We start from the raw sequence: 22,217 nt of genomic DNA on the forward strand, positions 1-22,217 counted from the left end.
ACGCATGTTGACCGAACGGCTTTTCTCTCGCTCGGCGCGCACCGCGGGTTCGCCGGCGGATTCGTCGCCGTCCCCGCGCTGGCACCACGGACCCTGGTGGTCCAATTCCTATTTGCTGACGCCGCTGCTGTCGATCCTGGTATTCCTGGTCGTCATGAGCCTGATTCTCTGGAGTCTGAACCGGCGCGAACAGCAGCAGCAGGAAGACACGCTGTACCGCAACGTCGCGTGGGCGCAGCAGCAGATCCGGCTGTCAATGACAAGCGCGCAGGAACAGATCCAGGCGCTCGCGCGCGACCTCGCCGCCGGCCACGCCGACGAGCATTCGTTTCAGGTGAACACCACGGACATCATGCAGGGGCATCCCGAGATCCTCTACATGAACTGGTACACCGCTCAGCAGCAGCCGCGCTGGCCCAATGCCGCACCGCCGGTGCTCGGCCAGCGGCTCGCGCGCCCGAACGACGCGCAAATGGACGAAGCGGTCAAAGCCGGTTTCGCCGAGGCGCGCAACACGCGCCGCCAAGTGTACTCGCCGCTCATCTACGACGACCTCGGCAACGGCTTCATCACGCTGCAAACGCCGATCTTCCGCGACCGCGATTTCCTCGGCACGATCGCCGCGGTGTTCTCGGTGGAAGGCATTCTGAAGCGCGACATCCCGCCCGAGCTGTCGGCCAAATACAAGATCTCGATCATCGACGTGAACAACCGCGAGTTGACCACCACGTCGACCCGCCCGCGCCTGCCGCGCGACATGTTCTACGACCTGCCGCTCGACCCGCCGGGCCAGGGCATCTCGGTGCGCGTGTACGCGTTCCCGCAGATCACCAACTTCACGAACAACACGCTGGTGTGGCTGGTGGCCGGCCTGTCCTGCTTCGTGCTGTGGAGCCTGTGGAGTCTGTGGAAGCACACCCGGCAGCGCTTCGAGGCGCAGCAGGCGCTGTACGCGGAAGCGTTTTTCCGCCGCGCAATGGAAAATTCGGTGCTGATCGGCATGCGCGTGCTCGACATGCACGGCCGCATCACGCACGTGAACCCCGCGTTCTGCCGCATGACCGGCTGGGACGAAAGCGACCTCGTCGGCAAGAGCGCGCCGTTCGCCTACTGGCCGCGCGACGCTTACCCCGAGATGCAGCGCCAACTCGACATGACGCTGCGCGGCAAGGCGCCCTCGTCCGGCTTCGAGCTGCGCGTGCGGCGCAAGGACGGCTCGACGTTCCACGCACGGCTCTACGTGTCGCCGCTGATCGACAGCTCGGGCCGCCAGACCGGCTGGATGTCGTCGATGACCGACATCACCGAGCCGAAGCGCGCGCGCGAAGAACTCGCCGCTGCCCACGAACGCTTCACGACCGTGCTCGAAAGCCTCGATGCCGCGGTGTCGGTGCTCGCCGCCGACGAAGCCGAGCTGCTGTTCGCGAACCGCTACTACCGGCATCTGTTCGGGATCCGCCCGGACGGCCACCTCGAACTCGCGGGCGGCGGCTTCGACAGCTCGCAGGCGTCGTCCGATTCGATCGACATGGTCGACACCTTCGTCGGCCTGCCCGCCGCAGCGCTGACGGAAAGCACCGCCGACGCGCAGGAAATCTACATCCCCGGCATCCAGAAATGGTTCGAGGTGCGGCGCCAGTACATCCAGTGGGTCGATGGCCATCTCGCGCAGATGCAGATCGCGACCGACATCACGACCCGCAAGCGCGCGCAGGAGCTGGCGCGCCAGCAGGACGAGAAGCTGCAGTTCACGAGCCGCCTGATGACAATGGGCGAAATGGCCTCGTCGCTCGCGCATGAACTGAATCAGCCGCTCGCCGCGATCAATAACTATTGCTCCGGGACCGTCGCGCTGGTTAAATCCGGTCGAACGACGCCCGACAATCTGCTGCCGGTGCTCGAAAAGACCGCCCAGCAGGCGGTGCGCGCCGGCATGATCATCAAGCGCATCCGCGAGTTCGTGAAGCGCAGCGAGCCGAAGCGTCAGGCCACGCGGGTCGCGGATATCGTCGCCGACGCGGTGGGTCTCGCCGAAATCGAGGCAAGGAAGCGGCGGATTCGCATCGTCACCGATCTGCGCTCGCGGCTGCCGGTGATCTACGTTGATCCGGTGCTGATCGAGCAGGTGCTGGTAAACCTGCTGAAGAACGGCGTCGAGGCGATGGCCGAAGCGCGCCCGAATGCGGTCGATCCAGTGATCCGGGTGGTCGTGCGGCTGGAGAGCGGCTTCGTTTGCATCAGCGTCGTCGATCAGGGGCCGGGCGTCGACGAAACGACCGCCGAGCGTCTGTTCGAACCGTTTTACAGCACCAAGTCCGATGGCATGGGCATGGGGCTGAACATTTGCCGTTCGATTATCGAATCGCATCGCGGGCGTCTGTGGGTGGTCAATAATGTCGAATCCGACGGCCACGTCACGGGCGCCACGTTCCATTGCAGTCTGCCTATTGGGGAGCCTGACGGCCCGAGCAACGGCGGGTCCGAGGCGCCGACACCACAAACCGTTACGGGAGAGCTATGAACAGCCCAGTCACCACCCAGGAAACCGTCTTTGTCGTCGACGACGACGAGGCCGTGCGAGATTCGCTGCGCTGGCTGCTGGAGGCGAACGGCTACCGCGTTCAATGCTTCCTGAGCGCCGAACAGTTCCTCGACGCATGGCAGCCGCATCAGCATCCGGGTCAGATCGCGTGCCTGATCCTCGACGTGCGGATGTCCGGCATGAGCGGGCTCGAGTTGCAGGAACGCCTGATCGCCGACAACGCTTCGCTGCCGATCATCTTCGTGACGGGTCACGGCGACGTGCCGATGGCCGTGTCGACGATGAAAAAAGGCGCGATGGACTTCATCGAAAAGCCGTTCGACGAAGCCGAACTGCGCAAGCTCGTCGAGCGCATGCTCGACAAGGCGCGCAGCGAAAGCACCAGCGTCCAGCAGCAGCGTGCCGCGGCCGAGCGCCTCGGCAAGCTCACCGCGCGTGAGCATCAGGTGCTCGAGCGGATCATCGCGGGCCGCCTGAACAAGCAGATCGCCGACGACCTCGGCATCAGCATCAAGACGGTCGAAGCGCATCGCGCGAACATCATGGAAAAGCTGAACGTCAACACGGTCGCCGATCTGCTGCGACTCGCGCTGTCGAACAAGCCGCAAACGGCGCAGTAACATCGGTATGGACGGCCCTTCGCCCGGAGGGCCGTTTCTGCGTGACCGCCATGAGTGGCAGTTGCGTCGCCCGTTCGTGACGGCGTGAGCGTCGCTGGGTCCGGCGTGCGCGTGGCGTGCGAGCGGCCTGCCCCGCCGCCCGCGTTGCGCTTTCTTGCCGTCACATGTCCCGCCCCTCCTCTCCCGTACGCTTCCACGCGCGACACGGGCCCCGAATCCACTGCGGAAGCGCGCCTTCCGCGCCGGTATAATGTCGGACTTTGCAGCGGCGCCTTGCCCGAACCGGTAACGCGCCTGTCGCAGGGCGACCCGGCTTCGTCAAGCAGCCGAAGCACGCCGTCGCGCGCCCCCTCCACGCGAGCGCTTCGCCCCGCCAGCCAAAACCGCCTGCCCCGAATCGATTCCCGATCCCAACCTCGACTCAACGTTCGACCGACCATGACTGCCAAACTGATCGACGGCCTCGCCCTCTCCAAGACCCTGCGCGCCGACGTCGCGGCGCGCGCCGCAGCCCTGACCGCCCGCGGCCATCAGCCGGGCCTCGCCGTGATTCTGGTCGGCGACAATCCGGCCAGCGAAGTGTATGTGCGCAACAAGGTGAAAGCCTGCCACGACAACGGCCTCGGCTCGTCGTTCGACCGCTATCCGGCCGACCTGCCCGAAGCCGACCTGCTCGCGCGCATCGACGAGCTGAACCGCGACCCAGCCATCCACGGCATCCTCGTGCAGTTGCCGCTGCCGAAGCACATCGACAGCCACAAGGTGATCGAGGCGATCGCGCCCGAGAAGGACGTCGACGGTTTCCACGTCGCCAACGCGGGCGCGCTCCTGACCGGCCAGCCGCTGTTCCGTCCGTGCACGCCGTACGGCGTGATGAAAATGTTCGAGGCCTATGGCATCGAGCTGAAGGGCGCCAACGCGGTGGTAATCGGCCGCTCGAACATCGTCGGCAAGCCGATGGCGCTGCTGCTGCTCGAAGCGGGCGCGACCGTCACGATCTGCCATAGCAAGACGCGCGATCTGGCCGCGCACACGCGCAACGCCGATGTCGTGGTCGCCGCGACTGGTCTGCGCAACATCCTGACCGCGGACATGGTGAAGCCGGGCGCGACCGTGATCGACGTCGGCATGAATCGCGACGACGCCGGCAAGCTGTGCGGCGACGTCGACTTCGCGGGTGTCAAGGAAGTGGCCGGCCATATCACGCCGGTGCCGGGCGGCGTCGGCCCGATGACGATCACGATGCTGCTCGTCAACACGCTCGAAGCGGCCGAGCGCGAGGCGGACGCGGCCAAGGCGTGAGCGCCGGGCGATCAGTGCGAGGCGGAGTGAGGTGACTCTTCCGCCTCGTCCACGGGCTCATCCCCCTCTCTCTCTCGCAGCCCCGCTCATCACCGCGCCGCCAGATCCCGCGGCCGACACCCCGCCCCAACGCGCGCCAGCGCACCGCAACATCTGTTAATTTGTCAGCCGATGGATTGGAATCGGCGCCTCCCGCCCCAATACTGTCCTTTGCCGGTGCCGCCGCGCGCCTTGCGCCGTGCGCCGATCGTCGAGCGACACGCCACGAGACGGCTCGCGCGAACGCCGCCGCACCGCCCCTTCACCCGCGTCAGACAGGAAGCCCTATGTCCACCACCACCACGCCTCAAGACAACCCGCTCCTCGATTTTTCCGATCTGCCGCGCTTTGGCTCCATCCGACCCGAGCATGTGACGCCCGCCCTCGACGTGCTGCTCGCCGACGCGGCGGCCGCCGTCGAGCGCGCAGCGCTGCCGGTCACGCCCGCGTCGTGGGCCGACGTCGTCGAACCGGTCGAGCGCGCCACCGAGCCGCTGTCGCGCGCGTGGAGCGTGATCGGCCATCTGAATGCCGTCGCCGATACGCCCGAGCTGCGCGCCGTGTACGGCGACAACCTGCCGCGCGTGACCGAGTTCTGGTCGAGCGTCGGCCAGAATCTCGCGCTCTACGAGAAGTACAAGGCATTGAACGCGAGCGACGAGTTTGCATCGCTGAACGGCGAACGCAAGAAGATCCTCAGCAACGCGCTGCGCGACTTCCGCCTGTCCGGCGCCGAGCTGCCGGAAGACCAGAAGCCGCGTTTCGCGGAATTGCAGGAGCGCCAGGCGGCGCTGTCGAAGGCGTTTTCGGATCACGTGCTCGATGCGACCAACGCGTATGCGTACATCGTCGATGCGGGCAACGAGGCGCAACTGGCGGGCCTTCCCGAAGACGTGATCGAAGCCGCGAAGGAAGCCGCCGAGCGCGACGGCAAGACCGGCTACAAGTTCACGCTGCACTTCCCGTCGTATTTCCCGGTCATGCAGTACTCGGAAAACCGTCCGATGCGCGAAGCGATGTATCGGGCGTACGTGACCCGCGCGTCCGAGCTCGGCGCGCAATACGGCAACGGCAAGACCGAGTGGGACAACACCCAGGTGCTCGCCGACGAACTGAAACTGCGCGCCGAAGAAGCGCAGATGCTCGGCTACGGCAACTTCGCCGAAGTGTCGCTCGCGCCGAAGATGGCCGAATCGCCGGCTCAGGTGATGGCCTTCCTCGAAGACCTCGCGACGCGCGCGCGTCCGCATGCGGAGCAGGACTGGAAGGAGCTGCGCGAATTCGCCGCGAGCGAACTCGGCATGACCGATCTGCAGCCGTGGGACATGACGTTCGCCGCCGAGCGTCTGCGCCAGAAGCGCTATTCGTTCTCGGAAAACGAAGTGAAGCAGTACTTCCCGGAAGACGCGGTGTTCAAGGGTCTGTTCAAGGTGACTGAGACGCTGTTCGGCGTGCGCATCCGCCGCGACGAGGCAGCGGTCTGGCATCCCGACGTGCGCTTTTTCCGCGTCGAGAATCAGGACGGCGGCCTCGTCGCGCAGTTCTATCTCGACCTGTATGCACGCGAAGGCAAGCGCGGCGGCGCCTGGATGGACGACGCGCGCGGCCGTCATAAGCTCGCGCACGGCGCGGTGCAAACGCCGGTCGCGTACCTGACGTGCAATTTTTCAGCGCCGGTCGGCGGCAAGCCCGCCTGCTTCACGCACGACGAAGTGATCACGCTGTTCCACGAGTTCGGCCACGGCTTGCATCACATGCTTACGCGCGTCGATGAGCTCGGCGTGTCGGGAATCAACGGCGTCGAATGGGATGCGGTCGAACTGCCGTCGCAGTTCATGGAGAACTTCTGCTGGGAATGGGACGTGCTGTCCGACATGACCTCGCACGTCGATACCGGAAAGTCGCTGCCGCGTGATCTGTTCGACAAGATGCTAGCCGCGAAGAACTTCCAGAGCGGTCTCGGCACGCTGCGGCAGATCGTGTTCTCGATGTTCGACATGCAACTGCATACCGGCTTCGATGCGAACGGTGCGAAGAGCGCCAACGACCTCGCGCGCGAAATCAACGAACGCTTCCACGTCGTGCCGCAAGCGCCGTTCTCGCGCTGGCCGAATACGTTCAGCCATATTTTCGCGGGCGGTTACGCGGCCGGCTACTACAGCTACAAGTGGGCGGAAGTGCTGTCGGCCGATGCGTACGCGGCATTCGAAGAAGCCGCGCAAGCCGCGGGCAGCGTGCTCGATCAGTCGACCGGCATGCGCTATCGTCGCGAGATTCTCGAAGTGGGCGGCAGCCGTCCGGCGATGGAATCGTTCAAGGCGTTCCGCGGCCGCGAACCGAATATCGATGCGCTGCTGCGGCATAACGGCATGGCGCCGGGTGCCGCACACTGAGCGATGCCAATAGAAAAACCGGCAGTCTGCGCGAGCAGGCCGCCGGTTTTTTCATTCATCCGCGAAACACCGCGCTACGCGCGATGCAGCCTGAAATCGACCTGTTCAGGCCGCCCTTCGAGCGATAACGACGCGCGCGCGGCCGGCGCGCGGCTCACCACCCTGCCCCGGCTCACCACCGCGAGCCGCGCGGCGCGCAGGCGGATCGCCTCGATCTCGTCGCGCGCATCGAGCACGACGAGATTGGCCGCGCATCCGGGCGCGATGCCGTAGTCTTGCAGACCGAGAATGCGCGCGGCGTTCACGGTCACCGCGTCGAAACAGGCGTGCATGCCGTCGACGCTGGTCATCTGCGCAACATGCAGGCCCATCTGCGCGACTTCGAGCATGTCGGCCGAGCCGAGGCTGTACCACGGGTCCATCACGCAGTCGTGGCCGAATGCGACCGTGATGCCCGCTGCCAACATTTCCGGCACTCGCATCATACCGCGCCGTTTCGGGTACGTGTCGCTGCGGCCTTGCAGCGTGATGTTGATGAGCGGATTGGCGATCGCCGCGACGCCCGACTCGCGCATCAGCGGCAACAGCTTGCTCACGTAGTAGTTGTCCATCGAATGCATCGACGTAAGGTGCGAACCGGTGACGCGTCCGTGCAAGCCGAGCCGATGGGTTTCGGCCGCGAGCGTTTCGATGTGGCGCGACAGCGGATCGTCCGATTCGTCGCAATGCATGTCGACGCGCAGACCCTGCCCGGCCGCGTACTCGCACAGCATGCGCACCGACTGCGCGCCGTCGGCCATCGTGCGCTCGAAATGCGGAATGCCGCCGACCACGTCGACGCCCATGCCGATCGCGCGCTTCAGGTTGTCGAACGCGCCGGCGCTGCGCAGCAGACCGTCCTGCGGGAAAGCGACCAGTTGCAGATCGAGATACGGCGCGACGCGGCGCTTCACTTCGAGCAGTGCTTCGACCGCGAGCAGACGCGGATCGCATACGTCGACGTGGCTGCGGATCGCGAGCAGGCCGCGCGCGACGGCCCAGTCGCAATACTGCATCGCGCGTTCGATCAACGCTTGCTGCGTGAGCTCTGGCTTCAACTCGCCCCATAGCGCGATGCCTTCGAGCAGCGTGCCCGACGCGTTCACGCGCGGCAAACCGTACGACAGCGTCGCATCCATATGGAAATGCGGATCGACGAAAGGCGGCGTGACGAGCGAACCGGCCGCGTCGATTTCGTCGCGCGCGCTCGCGGCCAGGTGCGGTTCGACCGCGACGATGCGACCCGCGGCGATGCCGATGTCGACTGGCGACGGGTGATGCGGGGACAGCTGTGCGGCACTGCGCGGCAGCGCCGCGCGGCGGATGATCAGATCCATGTTCGCTCCGGTTGATCGCGTTTGGACTCGCTACGATTCTATCGGCGCCAGAATAATGCGGGCGCCGATGCGTACCGGCGCACGCGCCGCAATCCGTATCGGCTGCGTGCGATGCGACGCGCCTATACTCGCCGTTTCGGCCATGCATTGACGGAGCGTCCAGATGAAAACGATCGGCGTGATCGGCGGAATGAGCTGGGAGTCGTCCAGCGAGTATTACCGGCTGCTGAATCGCCACGCGAAGGTGCGGCTCGGCGGTCATCACAACGCACGCAGTCTGCTGCTGACCGTGGATTTCGCGTCGATCGAGGCGAATCAGCGCGCCGGCGACTGGCAAGCGCTCGGCGAACAGATGGCCGAAGCCGCGCGCCAGCTCGAACGCGGTGGCGCCGATCTCGTGATTCTTGCGACGAACACGATGCATCGCGTGTACGAATCGATCGAGCGGGCGATCACGGTGCCATTCCTGCACATCGCCGATCCGACCGGCGCCGCGTTGCGCGCGGCGGGCATCGAGCGCGTGGGCCTGCTCGGCACGCGCTACACGATGGAGCAGACGTTCTATACGGGCCGGCTGCGCGAACGCTATGGACTCGACACGCTCGTGCCTGATGACGATGAACGCGCGGACGTGCACCGCATCATTTACGACGAGCTATGCCACGGTAACGTGGACGACGCGTCGCGCAAGGTCTATCAACGCGTGATCGAACATCTGGCCGCGCGTGGCGCGCAGACGGTAATACTCGGGTGCACGGAGATCACACTGCTGATCAAGCCGGAAGATTCGGTGCTGCCTGTGTTCGATACTACTGCGCTGCATGCGCAGGCCGCGGTGGAGTGGGCGATTGGAGCGGAGCGCTGATGGGTTAGAGGCTTCGATCGCGCGCGAATCCTGTTGCGTCGGTTCACGCGCGCGTGCGGCACACGCAGCGAGCGCCGCAAGCGAAACGAAGCGCTGAAAGTCAAAAAGCCCGCATGGCTTGCGCGATGCGGGCTTTTTCAACAATGCTTTGGTTGCGGGGGTAGGATTTGAACCTACGACCTTCGGGTTATGAGCCCGACGAGCTGCCAGACTGCTCCACCCCGCGTCAGAGAAAAAAGATTATATAAGCTCGCTGGCAAAACGTCAAACCTATGCGCAGAACATTTATCGAACGACGTCGTCGCGATGAGATTCGAGCCCCGATGAACACGCATGAGCATGCGCCGTGAGCGCAAGACATGCGGCGCAGCCTCGTATTCCACGCATGGCGCGACGCACACAGCAAGTAGAATGTCGCCGACTTTGACCGGCGAGGCCCCCGCTATAATCGGCCTCGCTCTCATCACGCACGCACCGGATATTTTCGTGAAAATCGCCACCTGGAACGTCAACTCCCTCAAAGTCCGCCAGCAGCACGTCATCGACTGGCTCGCGAGCAGCGGCACCGACGTGCTGTGCCTGCAGGAACTGAAGCTCCCCGACGAAAAGTTTCCGCGCGCCGAACTCGAGGCGGTCGGCTATCGAAGCTGGTACGCGGGTCAGAAAACGTATAACGGTGTCGGCATTCTGGTGCGCGAAGGTTTGAACGTCGACGAAACCAGCATCGTGCGCAACATCCCCGGTTTCGAGGACCCGCAGCAGCGCGTGATCGCGGCGACCGTCGACGGCGTGCGCATCATCTCCGCGTATTTCCCCAACGGCCAGGCGCCCGGCACCGACAAGTTCGCGTACAAGCTACGCTGGCTCGACGCGCTGCACGACTGGCTCGCAACCGAGATGACACTGCATCCGAAGCTCGCGCTGCTCGGCGACTACAACATTGCGCCCGAAGATCGCGATGTGCACGACCCGAAGGCATGGGAAGGTCAGAATCTGGTGTCGCCCGAAGAGCGCGCCGCGTTCGTGCGGCTGATCGGCCTCGGTCTGCTCGACGCCTTCCGCCAGTTCGAGCAGCAGGAAAAGATCTATTCGTGGTGGGACTACCGGATGATGGCGTTCCGTCGCAACGCGGGGTTGCGCATCGATCACATCCTGCTGTCGAAGGCGCTGTCCGACATCTGCAAGGCGTGCGACATCGACAAGGTGCCGCGCAAATGGGATCAGCCGTCGGATCACGCGCCGGTGTTCGCGCAGCTCGGTTGATCCGGAACACAGCCACGAAGCGAGGCAGTGCGGCCTCGCTCCCCTATTGCTTCAAGCGTCGCCCAGCACACCCCACAAGAACTCGAACACCATCGCATCATGCTCGGCCTGCTCCAGCTCATCGGAGCCGCCGTGTCCGCCTTCCGTATTCTCCCGGTACCACACGTTCTGCGCGCCCAGCGCCTGCATGCGCGCGGCCATCTTGCGCGCGTGGCCGGGATGCACGCGATCGTCGGCGGTCGACGTCATGAATAGCACCGGCGGATACGCGACGCCCGCCGCGAGGTTGTGATACGGCGAATACGCGGCGAGCGTGCGCGCTTCATCGGGTTCGTCCGGGTCGCCGTACTCGTCGATCCAGGATGCGCCCGCGTGCAGCAGGTGATATCGGCTCATATCGAGCAACGGCACCTCGCACACGACCGCGCCGAATAGCTCCGGCCGCTGCACCATGCAAGCGGCCACCAGCAGACCGCCGTTGCTGCCGCCCTGAATGCCGAGCTGCGCGGCGCTCGTCACGCCGCTCGCGATCAGCGCTTCGGCGACCGCGATGAAATCATCGAACGCGCGCTGGCGATTTTCTCCCTGCGCCGCCGTGTGCCAGCGCGTGCCGAACTCGCCGCCGCCGCGAATATGTGCGACCACGTACACGCCGCCGCGTTCGAGCCAACCGATGCCCTGCCCCGTCAGATAGCTCGGCAACAGCGGAATCGCGAAGCCGCCGTAGCCGCTCAGCAGACACGGATGCGTCGGTTGTCGATCGCCCGGCGATGACAGTGCTTCCTTCGGCCCAATCACCGTGTACGGTATGCGCGTGCCATCGGCCGATACCGCATGGCCGCGCGTCACGGCAACGCTCGTCGCGTCGAACTGCGTCGGCCAACGGTCGAGCAACTCCCATTCGCCGGGCTCGTCGCGCGCGAGATCGGAGAGCCAGTAGGCAGGCGGTTGCAGATAATCGTCGGTGTCGACGAACACTTCGTCGTTCAGCGTCGACTCGACCGGCGACACATCGACCTGTGCATCGCCGCGCGCCGCAAACACGCGCTCGCGCCAGTGCCACGTGCCGTCCTCGCGCTGCGAAGGCGTCCAGATCAGCGTCTTGGCGCGTACGTCGTCGAGATACGACACGATCAGATGATGGCGCGTATGCGACCAGTCGCAGGCCGAGGTCAGCGGTGTCGGCGTGAAAAGCGGCGTCACGTCGCGCTCGCCGCGCAAAAACGCGTCCTCGCGAATCGCGAGCAGCGCGCCGCCAGGATAGCGCGCGCGATTGCCGTCCCACTCGCAGTCCCAGTCGAGCCGTGGCTCTAGCAGCAGCCAGCCCTGCCACGCCCCCACCGCGACATGCGACGGCACCTCGTAACGATGCCAGGCATCGCTGACTTGGTCGAGGTAATAGGTGTGCGAATCGAAAAAGTCGACGCTGCTCGTCACCGTATGCCGGCGATCGAGCGGATCGTAATTCGCCTCCACGCCGATGTCGTCAAACTCGCCGCGAAACACGACGGGCGCGTCGGCGAGCGCGGTGCCACGGGTCCAGCGCCGCACGTCGCGTGGATAACCGGAACGCGTCAGCGTCTTGCGCCCGTTGTCCCAGCCGACGTACAGCGTATCGCGATCGATCCACGACACCGTGTGCTTGCCCGCCTTTGCTATCGCGAAACCATCGTCAATGAAACGCCGCGCGTCGAGATCGAACTCGCGCACGACGAGCGCGTCCGAGCCGCCCGGCGACATCGTGATCAGCGCGCGGTCGCCGTCCGGATAAAGGATGTCGAGATCGACGCACACCCACGGTGTGCCTTCGGCCGCGCCGAGCGCGTCGAAATCGAGCAGGTTCTGCCACACCGGCGCGCCGGCGCGCCATGCGGCCCACGCGGTGCGTCGCCAGATGCCGCGCGGATTGCTCGCGTCCTGCCACAGATCGTAGGCCCAGTCCTTCCAGCGATCCGGAATCACCGGGCGCTCGCGCGGCAGATAGGCATCGGCGAGCCGGCGTCTGAGCGCGTCGAACGACGCGCCGCTGCACCACGCCGCACGGGTGCGCGCATTCTGCGCGTCGACCCATGCGAGTGCGTCGGTGTCGTACAGCTCTTCGAGCGACAGGAAAGGATCGGGGGAAAGCGGCCACTCGAACGGGGCGGGAGAAGCGGGAGAAGCTGGCATCATCGGCTGTCGGATCGGAACAGCGTTGATTATGCCTCGTGCACGACAGTTGCCGGTTTGCCGCAACGCGCGATGCAAAAACGACGAAGGCGGCCTGAGCCGCCCTCGCCTGCGATGCAGGATCGCTCAATACGACCGCATCAAGGCTCGAGATTGAGCTCCTGAATCTTGCGCGTAATCGTATTGCGCCCGATACCGAGCCGCTCGGCCGCCTCGACCTTGCGGCCGCGCGTGAAGTCGAGCGCCTCGCGGATCACGGCCGCTTCGAAGCGGCGCGCGAGTTCGTCCATCACGTCGGCCGCGTTCTCGCGCAGCATGCGCGCGACTTCGGTGCGCAGGCCGCCTTCCCATGCGCTCAGCGCGGCGGCGACCGACGCACCGCCCGCACCGACCGGATGCACGAACGTGCTGGCGTTCGCGCCAGCGAGCGGCGCACCGACCGTGAATCCCGCATTGGCCGTCACGGCGCCATCCGTCGTCGCGCCCGCGGCGGCGCCCGCACCGGGCTCGCTCCCGCCGCCGTGCGCGGGACCGAGATCGGGCGGCAGATCCTTGATTTCGATCGTCTGCGCGGGAGCCATCACCGTGAGCCAGTTCGCGAGATTCTCGAGTTGCCGCACGTTGCCCGGAAACGGCAGCGACGCCAGATACGCGAGCGCCTCGTCGGACACGCGCTTCGGTTCGACGCCGAGATCACGCGCGCTCTTCTGCAGGAAATGTCGCGTCAGCAGAGGAATGTCCTCGCTGCGCTCGCGCAACGCGGGCAAGCGCAAGCGGATTACGTTCAGACGGTGATACAGGTCCTCGCGAAACAGCCCCTGCCGCACGCGCGCTTCGAGATTCTGGTGTGTCGCCGCGATCACGCGCACATTCGCGCGCAGCGGATTGTGGCCGCCCACGCGATAGAACTGTCCGTCCGACAGCACGCGCAACAGGCGCGTCTGCAGATCGAACGGCATGTCGCCGATTTCGTCGAGAAACAGCGTGCCGTTCTCGGCCTGTTCGAAGCGTCCCTGGCGCATCGCCTGCGCGCCGGTGAACGCCCCACGCTCATGACCGAACAGTTCGGACTCCAGCAGATCCTTCGGAATCGCGGCCGTGTTCAACGCGATGAAGGGGCCGTTCGCGCGTGGGCTATGTCGGTGCAGCGCACGCGCGACCAGTTCCTTCCCGGTGCCTGATTCGCCGGTAATGAGCACGGTGGCCGCCGAATGCGACAGGCGACCGATCGCGCGAAACATGTCCTGCATCGCGGGTGCCTGGCCGAGCATCTCGGGCGCTTCGGCGACGCGCTCGTCCCACGTCTGCTCGCCACGCATGCTTTCGTCGACCGCGCGGCGAATCAGCTCGACGGCCTTGTCGACATCGAACGGCTTCGCCAGATATTCGAACGCACCGCCCTGGAATGCGGCCACCGCGCTATCGAGATCCGAGAACGCGGTCATGATGATGACCGGCAAGCCGGGCACCTTGTCGCGGACGGTTTGCAGCAGCTCCAGCCCGGAGCCGCCGGGCATGCGGATATCGGAGACCAGCACCTGCGGGCTGTCGTGATCGAGCGCGGCCGACGCTTCGCGCACGTTGGCGAAGCTGCGCGTCGCGAAGTTCTCGCGCGCCAGCGCTTTCTCGAGCACCCAGCGAATTGATTGATCGTCGTCTACTATCCAGATCGGCTTCATATGGTTCGGTCAGAAGTCTTGAGGTGCTTGTGGTATCTAGAGGTCGAGCGGCAGCAGAATCTGAAACTCGGTATGGCCCGGCCGGCTGTCCACCTCGATCAGACCTTCGTGCTGCTGCACGAAGGTCTGCGCAAGCGTTAGACCGAGACCGCTGCCGTCCTCGCGCCCCGATACGAGCGGATAGAAAATGCGGTCGCGAATCTCTTCCGGAATGCCTGGGCCGTTGTCAACGATATGCAAGTCCAATGCCAGCTTGCACAGGCGTTTTGAAATCGTGACCTTGCGCGCGATGCGCGTACGCAACTCGATGCGCGCATCGCCCTGCGAGATCCGCTCGCGCAACGCCTCGGCCGCATTGCGCACGATGTTCAGCAGCGCCTGGATCAGCTGCTCCTTGTCGCCGCGCAGATCCGGCACGCTGACGTCGTAGTCGCGCTCGATCGTCAGGCCGCGCGGAAATTCCGCGAGAATCACCTGACGCACACGCTCGCACACCTCGTGAATATTCACGTCGCCGACGATATGCGGATGCCGGTGCGGTTCGAGCAGGCGGTCGACCAGCGTCTGCAGCCGGTCCGATTCCTTGATGATGACCTGGGTGTACTCGCGCAACTCGTCGCGTTGACGCTCCCCGAGTTCGAACTCGAGCAACTGCGCGGCGCCGCGAATGCCGCCGAGCGGATTCTTGATTTCGTGCGCGAGATTGCGGATCAGATGCTTGTTGACGGCCGTCAGGTCGTTGATGCGCTCTTCGCGGTCGGTGCGCAGATGCCGCTCGTTCTCGAACAGTTCGAGCAACACGTAGTCCTGCGCGCTTTCCAGAAAGCCGACGATCGCATGCACGTGCAGCGGCTCGTGGCCGGGACGCTCGAGCACGGCGTCCAGATGCGTCGCGTGAAAGCGGTGCGCGGCGATCGCGGTGATCGTCGCGACCAGTTCGTCCGCATTCGAGAAGATGTCCGGCCACGCCATCTGCGTGAGCTGCTTGCGCGACATCTCCAGCATCGACTCCGCCGACGGATTCGCGAACGCGACGCGCAGCGTGCGCTTCTCGAGCACCAGCACGACGGTGGGCAACGCCTCGAAGCCTGGCAGCAAGCCAGAGCTCACGAGCTGCGCGTCATCCGACAGCGTCTGTTCGTGTCCTTTCCTTGCCTTGATCAGATTCTTGAGAACCATCTTGCAGTGTGGCCGGTAGGAGATGGTGATAAATCAGGAGTGCGGCCTGTTGGTGATTCGTCGCAATGCATGGCGCCCGCGCGCGGCCGGCCGTGCGTACGGCCTAACGAAAAAGGGACGGCGCCGCCGTCCCTTCGTGACCGATCGCGAGCGTCGGGCAAAGCGCTTCGCCGCGTGAAGGGCGAAGCGCCATCGCCGCTTACAGCGAGTAGTACATTTCGAATTCGATCGGGTGCACCGACTGACGATAGCGTTGCAGCTCGCCCGTCTTCAGTTCGATGTACGCGTCGAGCATCGAATCCGTGAACACGCCACCGCGCGTCAGGAACTCGCGGTCCGCGTCGAGTGCGTCGAGAGCCTGGTCGAGGCCGGCGCACACGGTCGGGATCTTTGCATCCTCTTCCGGCGGCAGGTCGTACAGGTTCTTGTCGGCAGCTTCGCCCGGGTGAATCTTGTTCTGTACGCCGTCGAGACCCGCCATCATCAGCGCGGAGAAGCACAGGTACGGATTCGCCAGCGGATCCGGGAAGCGCGTTTCGATACGGCGGCCCTTCGGGTTCGACACGTGCGGAATACGGATCGATGCCGAACGGTTGCGAGCCGAGTAAGCCAGCTTGACCGGCGCTTCGAAGTGCGGCACGAGACGCTTGTACGAGTTCGTACCCGGGTTGGTGATCGCGTTCAGCGCGCGAGCGTGCTTGATGATGCCGCCGATGTAGAACAGCGCGAATTCCGACAGACCTGCGTAACCATTGCCCGCGAACAGGTTCTGGCCGTCCTTCCAGATCGACTGGTGAACGTGCATGCCCGAACCGTTATCGCCGACGACCGGCTTCGGCATGAACGTCGCCGTCTTGCCGTACGTGTGCGCGACGTTGTGGACGATGTACTTCATCTGCTGCAGCCAGTCCGCGCGCTGCACGAGCGTCGAGAACTTGGTGCCGATTTCGTTCTGGCCCTGGCCCGCCACTTCGTGGTGGTGCACTTCGACCGGAATGCCGATCTGTTCGAGCAGCAGACACATTTCCGAGCGGATGTCCTGGAACGTGTCGACCGGCGCGACCGGGAAGTAGCCGCCCTTGGTGCCCGGACGGTGGCCGGTGTTGCCGCCTTCGAATTCCTTCGCCGACGACCACGGTGCTTCTTCCGAACCGATCTTGATGAAGCAGCCCGACTGGTCCGTGTTCCACTGGACCGAGTCGAAAATGAAGAATTCCGGTTCCGGACCGAAGTACGCGGTGTCCCCGAGGCCCGAGCTCTTCAGGTACGCTTCGGCGCGCTTCGCGAGCGAGCGCGGGTCGCGCTCGTAGCCCTTGCCGTCAGCCGGTTCGACGACGTCGCAGGTCAGCACGAGGGTCGATTCTTCGTAGAACGGGTCGATGAAGGCCGTGTTCGCGTCCGGGACCAACAACATGTCCGATGCTTCGATGCCCTTCCAGCCGGCAATCGACGAACCGTCAAACGCATGGCCGCTTTCGAACTTGTCTTCATCGAATGCCGACACCGGCACCGAAACGTGTTGCTCTTTGCCGCGCGTGTCGGTGAAGCGGAAGTCGACAAACTTGACGTCTTCGTCTTTGACGAGTTGAACGACGTCGGCCACGGATTTACTCATAACCTATCTCCTGATTAACAATTTCGGCGGATTTCAGCCGCCGCCCAATCTAGCTGACCCGTCCCGGAACGTCCACTTATACGGCGTCGCGGTCGGAAAATTCTGCGGGACAAATCGATCGGCACCAATAAAGCAGATAGCGTGCCACCCTTCAGCCCAGTATGAGCCAATTCGGCGCACATCGTTACTGCGCTTGCGTTTGCGGGCTACGCGTGGAGCGCCAGTAGCGGCACGAAGAAACGCCTTAGCATCCTCACGCACCAGTTTCGTGCATTCACCGCTTTGGAAATCGCGTTATCTTCCATTTTGGTGCATTTCGACGGAAGTGCACCATATTTGCGCATCGAGTTTGGGGCAGCGCCCGCCGATTGCCCCACGACGCCCAGTCTACCCAGGTCTGCGCGGTGCCTGCCGCGCGCTAGAATGACCATTTGGTCCGAAGGAGATTGACGCTCATGAGCACGCTCGAACAGCTTTACGCGAAGGCGGACGCCCGTCGCGCCGAGAACCAGCTGCCCTACGCGGGCGCCGTATCGCCGGCCGAGGCGTTCGAATTGCTGGAACTCGATCCGCGCACGCGTCTCGTCGACGTGCGTACCCGCGCCGAACTCGACTGGGTCGGCCGGCCGGTGATCGGTGATGGCCAATACGCGCATGTCGAATGGACGCGCTATCCGGGCGCGGTGCCCAATCAGGAGTTCATGCAGCAACTCGCGCAGGTCGCCTCGCCCGACACGCCGGTACTGTTCCTGTGCCGCAGCGCGGCGCGCTCGAAGCTCGCCGCGATCGCCGCGACCCAGGCCGGCTTCACGAAGGCGTACGACCTGCTGGAAGGCTTCGAAGGCGACAAGGACGGCCAGGGGCATCGCAAGACGGTGTCGGGATGGTGTTTTCGCGGCTTGCCGTGGATCGGCGCCTGATGGCGGACTGGCGCACTGCCCTCACATGCGCAAGTCCTGTCAGCGGGGCTGAGGCAGGCTAATCGAAACAGGACGCGCCGACCATGCACTGATTGCATCGTCGGCGCGGGTTGTGACACTGCGATGTCGCGGCTCGCGCCAACCCAACCCTCCGGCGCGAACCGCTGTCCCCTTCTCAGCTTCGCGGCTTACCCGTGGCGGCCGCCGCCGCTGCCGCGACTTCAGGCTCGACGATGTCGCCACCGAGCAGATGCACCCCTTCGCGCAGCTTCACGAACGCCGCGGCGACGGCTTCCGGCTCACCCTTCACCCCGAGATCGATGTGATGCCGCGCATACACGCCGCCGCGCTCCGCATCCCCGACGCTCGGCAGGCTGAACACCCGCACGCCCGGAAAATCCCGCTCGATTTTCTCCATCAGCGGCGTCACGCGCGACTCCGGCAGCTCGAACACCAGCAGCGACTTTTCGGCGTGCGGCGTGGTGTGATGCAGATGCGCGTACTGCGTGTCCAGCACCCACTCGATCATCGGCCAGGCCATCACCGGGAAACCCGGCACGAAATGGTGCTGGCGGATCGAAAAACCCGGAATCTTGTTGTAGCCGTTCGGAATGATGTCGGCGCCCTGCGGATACGTGCCCATGTTCAGGCGATGCCGGTTCTCGGGCGAGTTCAGATCCAGCGGCGTCGTTGAAGTCGCCGGATACATGTCGCGGATGCGCTCCTGGATCAGCTTCGCGGCCTGCGGATGCAGCTCGAGCGGCACGCCGAGCGCGGCCGCCGCGCACTGGCGCGTGTGGTCGTCAGGTGTCGCGCCGATGCCGCCCGTCGAGAAAACGATGTCGCCCGACGCGAACGTCCGACGCAGCGTCGTCGTGATGCGCTCCGGATCGTCGCCGATGTACTCAGCCCAGCCGAGCGACAGCCCGCGCGCCCGGAGCAACTCGATGACCTTCGGTAGATGCTTGTCGACGCGCCTGCCCGACAGGATTTCATCGCCGATGATGATGACGCCAAATGCCATTGCCGCCTCTTTCGTTTGATCAATAGGGAACCGGCGCGACCTCGCGCGCGCCGCCAGACGCTTCCGCCCGCATACGCTGCAGCGCGCGCAGGCAGTAGTTGCCGAACCATAGCGCCGAGAACACCAGGATGAACGCGTAAATCCAGATCGTCACCGTGGTAATCACCGGGAACAGCACGACCAGCCAGACCGACGACGCCCACAGCAGCGTCGGCAGCGAGCCTAGCAGGCCGCTCACGACCCCGATCAGCAGTAGCGGCAAGCGGTGGCGCCGCACGAGTTCGCGCCGCTCGTCGCGCGTCGCATGCAACGCGAGCGCGTCGTAGGTCATCACCCGATACGTGAGCCAGCCCCACAGCAGCGGAGGAATCAGCGCGAAGAACGGCGGTACGAGCCACAGCGGCAAGGTGACGATCAGCAGCACGAGACACAGCAGCGTGGTCCAGAGCGCCTGACCGAGGCTACCGTACCATGTTCCGCCGCGGCGTATCTCCAGCCCGGCGAATTGGCGCGCCGCGAGAAAGCGGATCACGGCCGGCATCGACAGCATGGCGATCAGCAGCAGCACCGTGACGACGATCAACGGGATCGCCATTGCAATTACGATGAACGGCGCGATGACCGCGTGCAGCGTCGAGAAACCGAGCACGTCGAACAGATGATAAAGCGTGGCGGTGAAAGACCAGTCGTCGAGCCAGATGCGGGTCGCGCCGGTCAACGTCTGCCAGAAGAACCACAGGAGTAAGCCCCAGCCGACCGTCGCGACGATAAACGGTTTGAAGGTCAGCCAGAGCATGCGCGGATGCAACGCGCTTGCGAGTGCACGCCCAAACGAGCGCAACAGATCATTCATGCGAGCCAATGCCTGCGAACGAAACGATGGACAGGAAAAACGCGCCGCGCGCCGGCCTGGCATGCTGGTGGGGCATTGGAGGTGCGCACGAACGTGCACAGCATAAACCAAGCGACACGCCGCCGGCGGAAGTGGGCGGCTCGGCGGAGCGCGTGCTCGAGAGGATCCGCAATGGACTCAGAATGGACTCTGAAAGGACTCAAACGGCAGCGGTGTCGTTGCCGGTTGCGCGGCGCTTCGATACCAGGCGCTGCGCGATGCGCACGAAGGCGAACCAGTGCTGCGCCCAGAAGCCATCGCCATAGCGGCGGCCTTCGAGCTGATCGCTGATACCGGTCGGCTCCACGTCGCGGCTCCACGACGCGCTGCGGAACAGCATGTCCCACCATGGGAACAGCACGCCGAAATTGCAGCCGTACTTGAGCCCTTCATGACCTAAGCCGATTGCGTGGTGACGGCGATGGAATGCCGGACTGACGAGCAGCCGCTCGCCGAGCCAGCCGTAATACAGCCGGATGTTCGCGTGCTGCACGCTCTGCGCGAGGTTCGTGATCGCGACCAGCACGACGAACTGCGACGGCGGCACACCGATCGCGAGCGAGATCACCGCGAAGAACGACGCCTGGAGCAAATCATCGAGCAGATGGTTACGATCGTCGGACCAAAGCGACATCTGCCGCTGACTATGGTGTACCGCATGCAGTTCCCACCACACGCCGAAGCGGTGCTGCCCGCGGTGATACCAGTAGCCGGCGAAATCGAGCACGAACAGATACATGACGAACGTGACGAGCGGCTGCGTGGTCACGCCGGGCCACAGGTTGTCGAAGTTCAGGTTCGCGATGCCGTGAAGCCTGAGCCAGCCTTGCACGTTGTCGAAGAACGGCTGCAGTGCGAAGAAAAAGAAAAGATTCAGAATGCCGAGCTTGGCGATCCACGTGTACAGCACGTCGACCCGCACTGCCTTGCGGTTCTCCCATTGCTCGACCGGACGCAGCGCCTCGAGCGGACGCAGGATCGCGTACATCGCGAGCACCTCGAGCACACCGACGATGACCCAGTACAGGCTGTCGTAGGTGTCCTCGTCGTAGTCCATCAGATTGAACCGAAACAGCAGCGGCTGTACCACGTCGACGTACAGCCACGTCTGCGTGGCTGAAACGAAGCTGTCGAGTGTCGAGAAAATCAGATGGAACATGATGCTGGCCTGTTACTTCATCCCTGGTGGCTCGTGGCGCCGGGGCTCTGCTGCGTTGCTCCCAGGCACCCCCTGAGACCCCTCAAGCACCGTTCGGCGCCGTGACCGGCGCGCGGTTGAAGAAATAGATGCCATGCGGCGAGCGGCCGACCGCAATCGTCTGGATCAGCTTGCGCGTGTTGAGATCGATGATGCCAATGTGCTTCGCGAAGCGGAAGGTTACCCACAGATAGCGCTTGTCGGCGGAAAGCTCCATGTCGTCCGGTCCCGGCATCAGGCCGGTGATATCGCCGACGTTGGTGAGCGTGTCTTCGTCGATGATGCTGATCGTGCTTGCGACGCGGTTCGACACCGCGACATGCTTGCCGTCGGCGAGCGAGCGGAAGTTGTGAGCGCCCTTGCCCGTTTGAATCGTCTTGACGACTTTCTGGTTGCGCCAATCCACGACGGCGACGTAGTCCTCGCCGGTCATGCCGACGAGCAGGTACTTTTCGCCCGGCGTCATCCACAGGCCCGCGGGCACCTTGCCGACCTTCATCTTCCATTTGACGGTTTGCGTGGGCAGGTCGATGGCGGCGAGTTCGCCCGAGATCTGCAGCGAAACGAACACCGTCCTGCTGTCATTCGTGAACGCCATATGGCTGGGCATCACCGCGAGCGGCAGCCGTGAAGCCAGCGTCATCTGGTTTTTCTGGTTGTCGTAGTGGTAGATGTCGAGGCGGTCGAGCCGCAAGCCCGTAGTGACGAGCCACTTGCGATCCGGCGAAAAACCGATTTGATAGGGATCTTCGATGTTCTCGACCCAGCGCTGCAACTGCCCCGTTTTCGGATCGACGAACATCAGGCTGTTCGACACCGAATTGGCGACGATCAGCGAGGAATTGTCCGGCGTGGCCATCAGGTGATGCGGTTCCTTGCCCGTGGGCACGGTGCCGATGACCTGGCGGCTGTTCTCGTCGATCAGGCTCAGCGTGGCCTCACCGGAATTGAGCACGATCACGTTATTGGCGTGCGCCGCCGGAGAAAAAAAGCCTGCGGCGGCGACCAGCACCGCAGTTGCGGCGAACGTGGCAGTCAAGCCGGGAAGAAGAAATTTACGCATGAAAACTCGCTTCGGAGAACAACGGTCATTGTAGAACGTTTGCCGGTCCGAGCGGTTGACGTAAGTCACCGGGCGACG

Annotated in this window: 16 protein-coding genes and 1 tRNA gene; 7 read left to right on the plus strand and 10 right to left on the minus strand. The window is 64.4% G+C overall.

Annotated features, from left to right (window positions below):
* Nucleotides 1-4: 4 nt before the first annotated feature.
* The 4 genes from fixL to AB3X95_RS04890 all read left to right on the plus strand — a co-directional run bounded on the left by fixL (nucleotide 5) and on the right by AB3X95_RS04890 (nucleotide 6,896).
* A complete protein-coding gene (gene fixL, locus AB3X95_RS04875; RefSeq protein ID WP_221314006.1) occupies nucleotides 5-2,521 on the plus strand; it encodes an oxygen sensor histidine kinase FixL in 2,517 nt (838 codons plus the stop codon).
* Nucleotides 2,518-3,162 (plus strand): oxygen response regulator transcription factor FixJ, encoded by a 645-nt coding sequence (fixJ, locus tag AB3X95_RS04880; RefSeq protein WP_008922736.1) that lies wholly within the window; start codon nucleotides 2,518-2,520, stop codon nucleotides 3,160-3,162. Before fixL ends, fixJ begins: the two co-directional genes overlap by 4 nt.
* A gap of 438 nt (nucleotides 3,163-3,600) precedes the next feature.
* Complete coding sequence (gene folD, locus AB3X95_RS04885; protein ID WP_368620803.1) at nucleotides 3,601-4,464, plus strand: bifunctional methylenetetrahydrofolate dehydrogenase/methenyltetrahydrofolate cyclohydrolase FolD; 864 nt, start codon at nucleotides 3,601-3,603, stop codon at nucleotides 4,462-4,464.
* 326 nt (nucleotides 4,465-4,790) lie between these two features.
* Nucleotides 4,791-6,896 carry a M3 family metallopeptidase gene (locus AB3X95_RS04890; RefSeq protein ID WP_368620804.1) on the plus strand — a complete coding sequence of 702 codons (2,106 nt, stop codon included), beginning with the start codon at nucleotides 4,791-4,793 and terminating at the stop codon, nucleotides 6,894-6,896.
* 74 nt (nucleotides 6,897-6,970) lie between these two features.
* Here AB3X95_RS04890 and AB3X95_RS04895 read toward each other — a convergent pair whose 3' ends face one another.
* Nucleotides 6,971-8,272, minus strand: coding sequence for an amidohydrolase family protein (locus AB3X95_RS04895; RefSeq protein WP_368620805.1), 1,302 nt, complete (start codon nucleotides 8,270-8,272; stop codon nucleotides 6,971-6,973).
* 163 nt (nucleotides 8,273-8,435) lie between these two features.
* Between AB3X95_RS04895 and AB3X95_RS04900 the strand changes: the two genes are divergently transcribed.
* Entirely contained in the window at nucleotides 8,436-9,137 is a 702-nt protein-coding gene (locus AB3X95_RS04900) for an aspartate/glutamate racemase family protein (protein WP_368620806.1), read from the plus strand.
* A 149-nt stretch (nucleotides 9,138-9,286) separates the two neighbouring features.
* On the opposite strand, the gene AB3X95_RS04905 is transcribed toward AB3X95_RS04900, so the two are convergent.
* Nucleotides 9,287-9,363, minus strand: a tRNA-Met gene (locus AB3X95_RS04905).
* Nucleotides 9,364-9,623: 260 nt separating this feature from the next.
* Between AB3X95_RS04905 and xth the strand changes: the two genes are divergently transcribed.
* A complete protein-coding gene (gene xth, locus AB3X95_RS04910; RefSeq protein ID WP_176124101.1) occupies nucleotides 9,624-10,400 on the plus strand; it encodes an exodeoxyribonuclease III in 777 nt (258 codons plus the stop codon).
* Nucleotides 10,401-10,451: 51 nt separating this feature from the next.
* Here the strand turns inward: xth and AB3X95_RS04915 are convergent, their stop codons facing one another.
* From AB3X95_RS04915 to glnA, 4 genes are all read right to left on the minus strand, one after another.
* On the minus strand, nucleotides 10,452-12,569 hold the full coding sequence (locus tag AB3X95_RS04915) for a prolyl oligopeptidase family protein (RefSeq protein WP_368621094.1): 2,118 nt from the start codon (nucleotides 12,567-12,569) through the stop codon (nucleotides 10,452-10,454).
* A 140-nt stretch (nucleotides 12,570-12,709) separates the two neighbouring features.
* On the minus strand, nucleotides 12,710-14,248 hold the full coding sequence (gene ntrC, locus AB3X95_RS04920) for a nitrogen regulation protein NR(I) (RefSeq protein WP_368620807.1): 1,539 nt from the start codon (nucleotides 14,246-14,248) through the stop codon (nucleotides 12,710-12,712).
* Nucleotides 14,249-14,284: 36 nt separating this feature from the next.
* Nucleotides 14,285-15,427, minus strand: coding sequence for a nitrogen regulation protein NR(II) (glnL, locus tag AB3X95_RS04925; protein WP_176124098.1), 1,143 nt, complete (start codon nucleotides 15,425-15,427; stop codon nucleotides 14,285-14,287).
* 199 nt (nucleotides 15,428-15,626) lie between these two features.
* Nucleotides 15,627-17,042, minus strand: a complete 1,416-nt coding sequence (glnA, locus tag AB3X95_RS04930) for a type I glutamate--ammonia ligase (protein WP_176124097.1) — start codon at nucleotides 17,040-17,042, stop codon at nucleotides 15,627-15,629.
* Nucleotides 17,043-17,497: 455 nt separating this feature from the next.
* Between glnA and AB3X95_RS04935 the strand changes: the two genes are divergently transcribed.
* Nucleotides 17,498-17,962: a rhodanese-like domain-containing protein gene (locus tag AB3X95_RS04935; protein ID WP_013089841.1), complete on the plus strand. Its 465-nt coding sequence runs from the start codon at nucleotides 17,498-17,500 to the stop codon at nucleotides 17,960-17,962.
* Nucleotides 17,963-18,137: 175 nt separating this feature from the next.
* Here the strand turns inward: AB3X95_RS04935 and AB3X95_RS04940 are convergent, their stop codons facing one another.
* From AB3X95_RS04940 to AB3X95_RS04955, 4 genes are all read right to left on the minus strand, one after another.
* A complete protein-coding gene (locus AB3X95_RS04940) occupies nucleotides 18,138-18,986 on the minus strand; it encodes a competence/damage-inducible protein A (protein WP_368620808.1) in 849 nt (282 codons plus the stop codon).
* A 19-nt stretch (nucleotides 18,987-19,005) separates the two neighbouring features.
* Complete coding sequence (locus tag AB3X95_RS04945; RefSeq protein ID WP_368620809.1) at nucleotides 19,006-19,839, minus strand: EI24 domain-containing protein; 834 nt, start codon at nucleotides 19,837-19,839, stop codon at nucleotides 19,006-19,008.
* A gap of 199 nt (nucleotides 19,840-20,038) precedes the next feature.
* On the minus strand, nucleotides 20,039-21,037 hold the full coding sequence (locus tag AB3X95_RS04950; protein WP_368620810.1) for a sterol desaturase family protein: 999 nt from the start codon (nucleotides 21,035-21,037) through the stop codon (nucleotides 20,039-20,041).
* A gap of 82 nt (nucleotides 21,038-21,119) precedes the next feature.
* Nucleotides 21,120-22,139 (minus strand): beta-propeller fold lactonase family protein, encoded by a 1,020-nt coding sequence (locus AB3X95_RS04955; RefSeq protein ID WP_368620811.1) that lies wholly within the window; start codon nucleotides 22,137-22,139, stop codon nucleotides 21,120-21,122.
* Nucleotides 22,140-22,217 lie beyond the last annotated feature (78 nt).

The sequence above is a fragment of the Paraburkholderia sp. BR13444 genome (assembly GCF_040948755.1).
Lineage (GTDB): Bacteria > Pseudomonadota > Gammaproteobacteria > Burkholderiales > Burkholderiaceae > Paraburkholderia > Paraburkholderia youngii.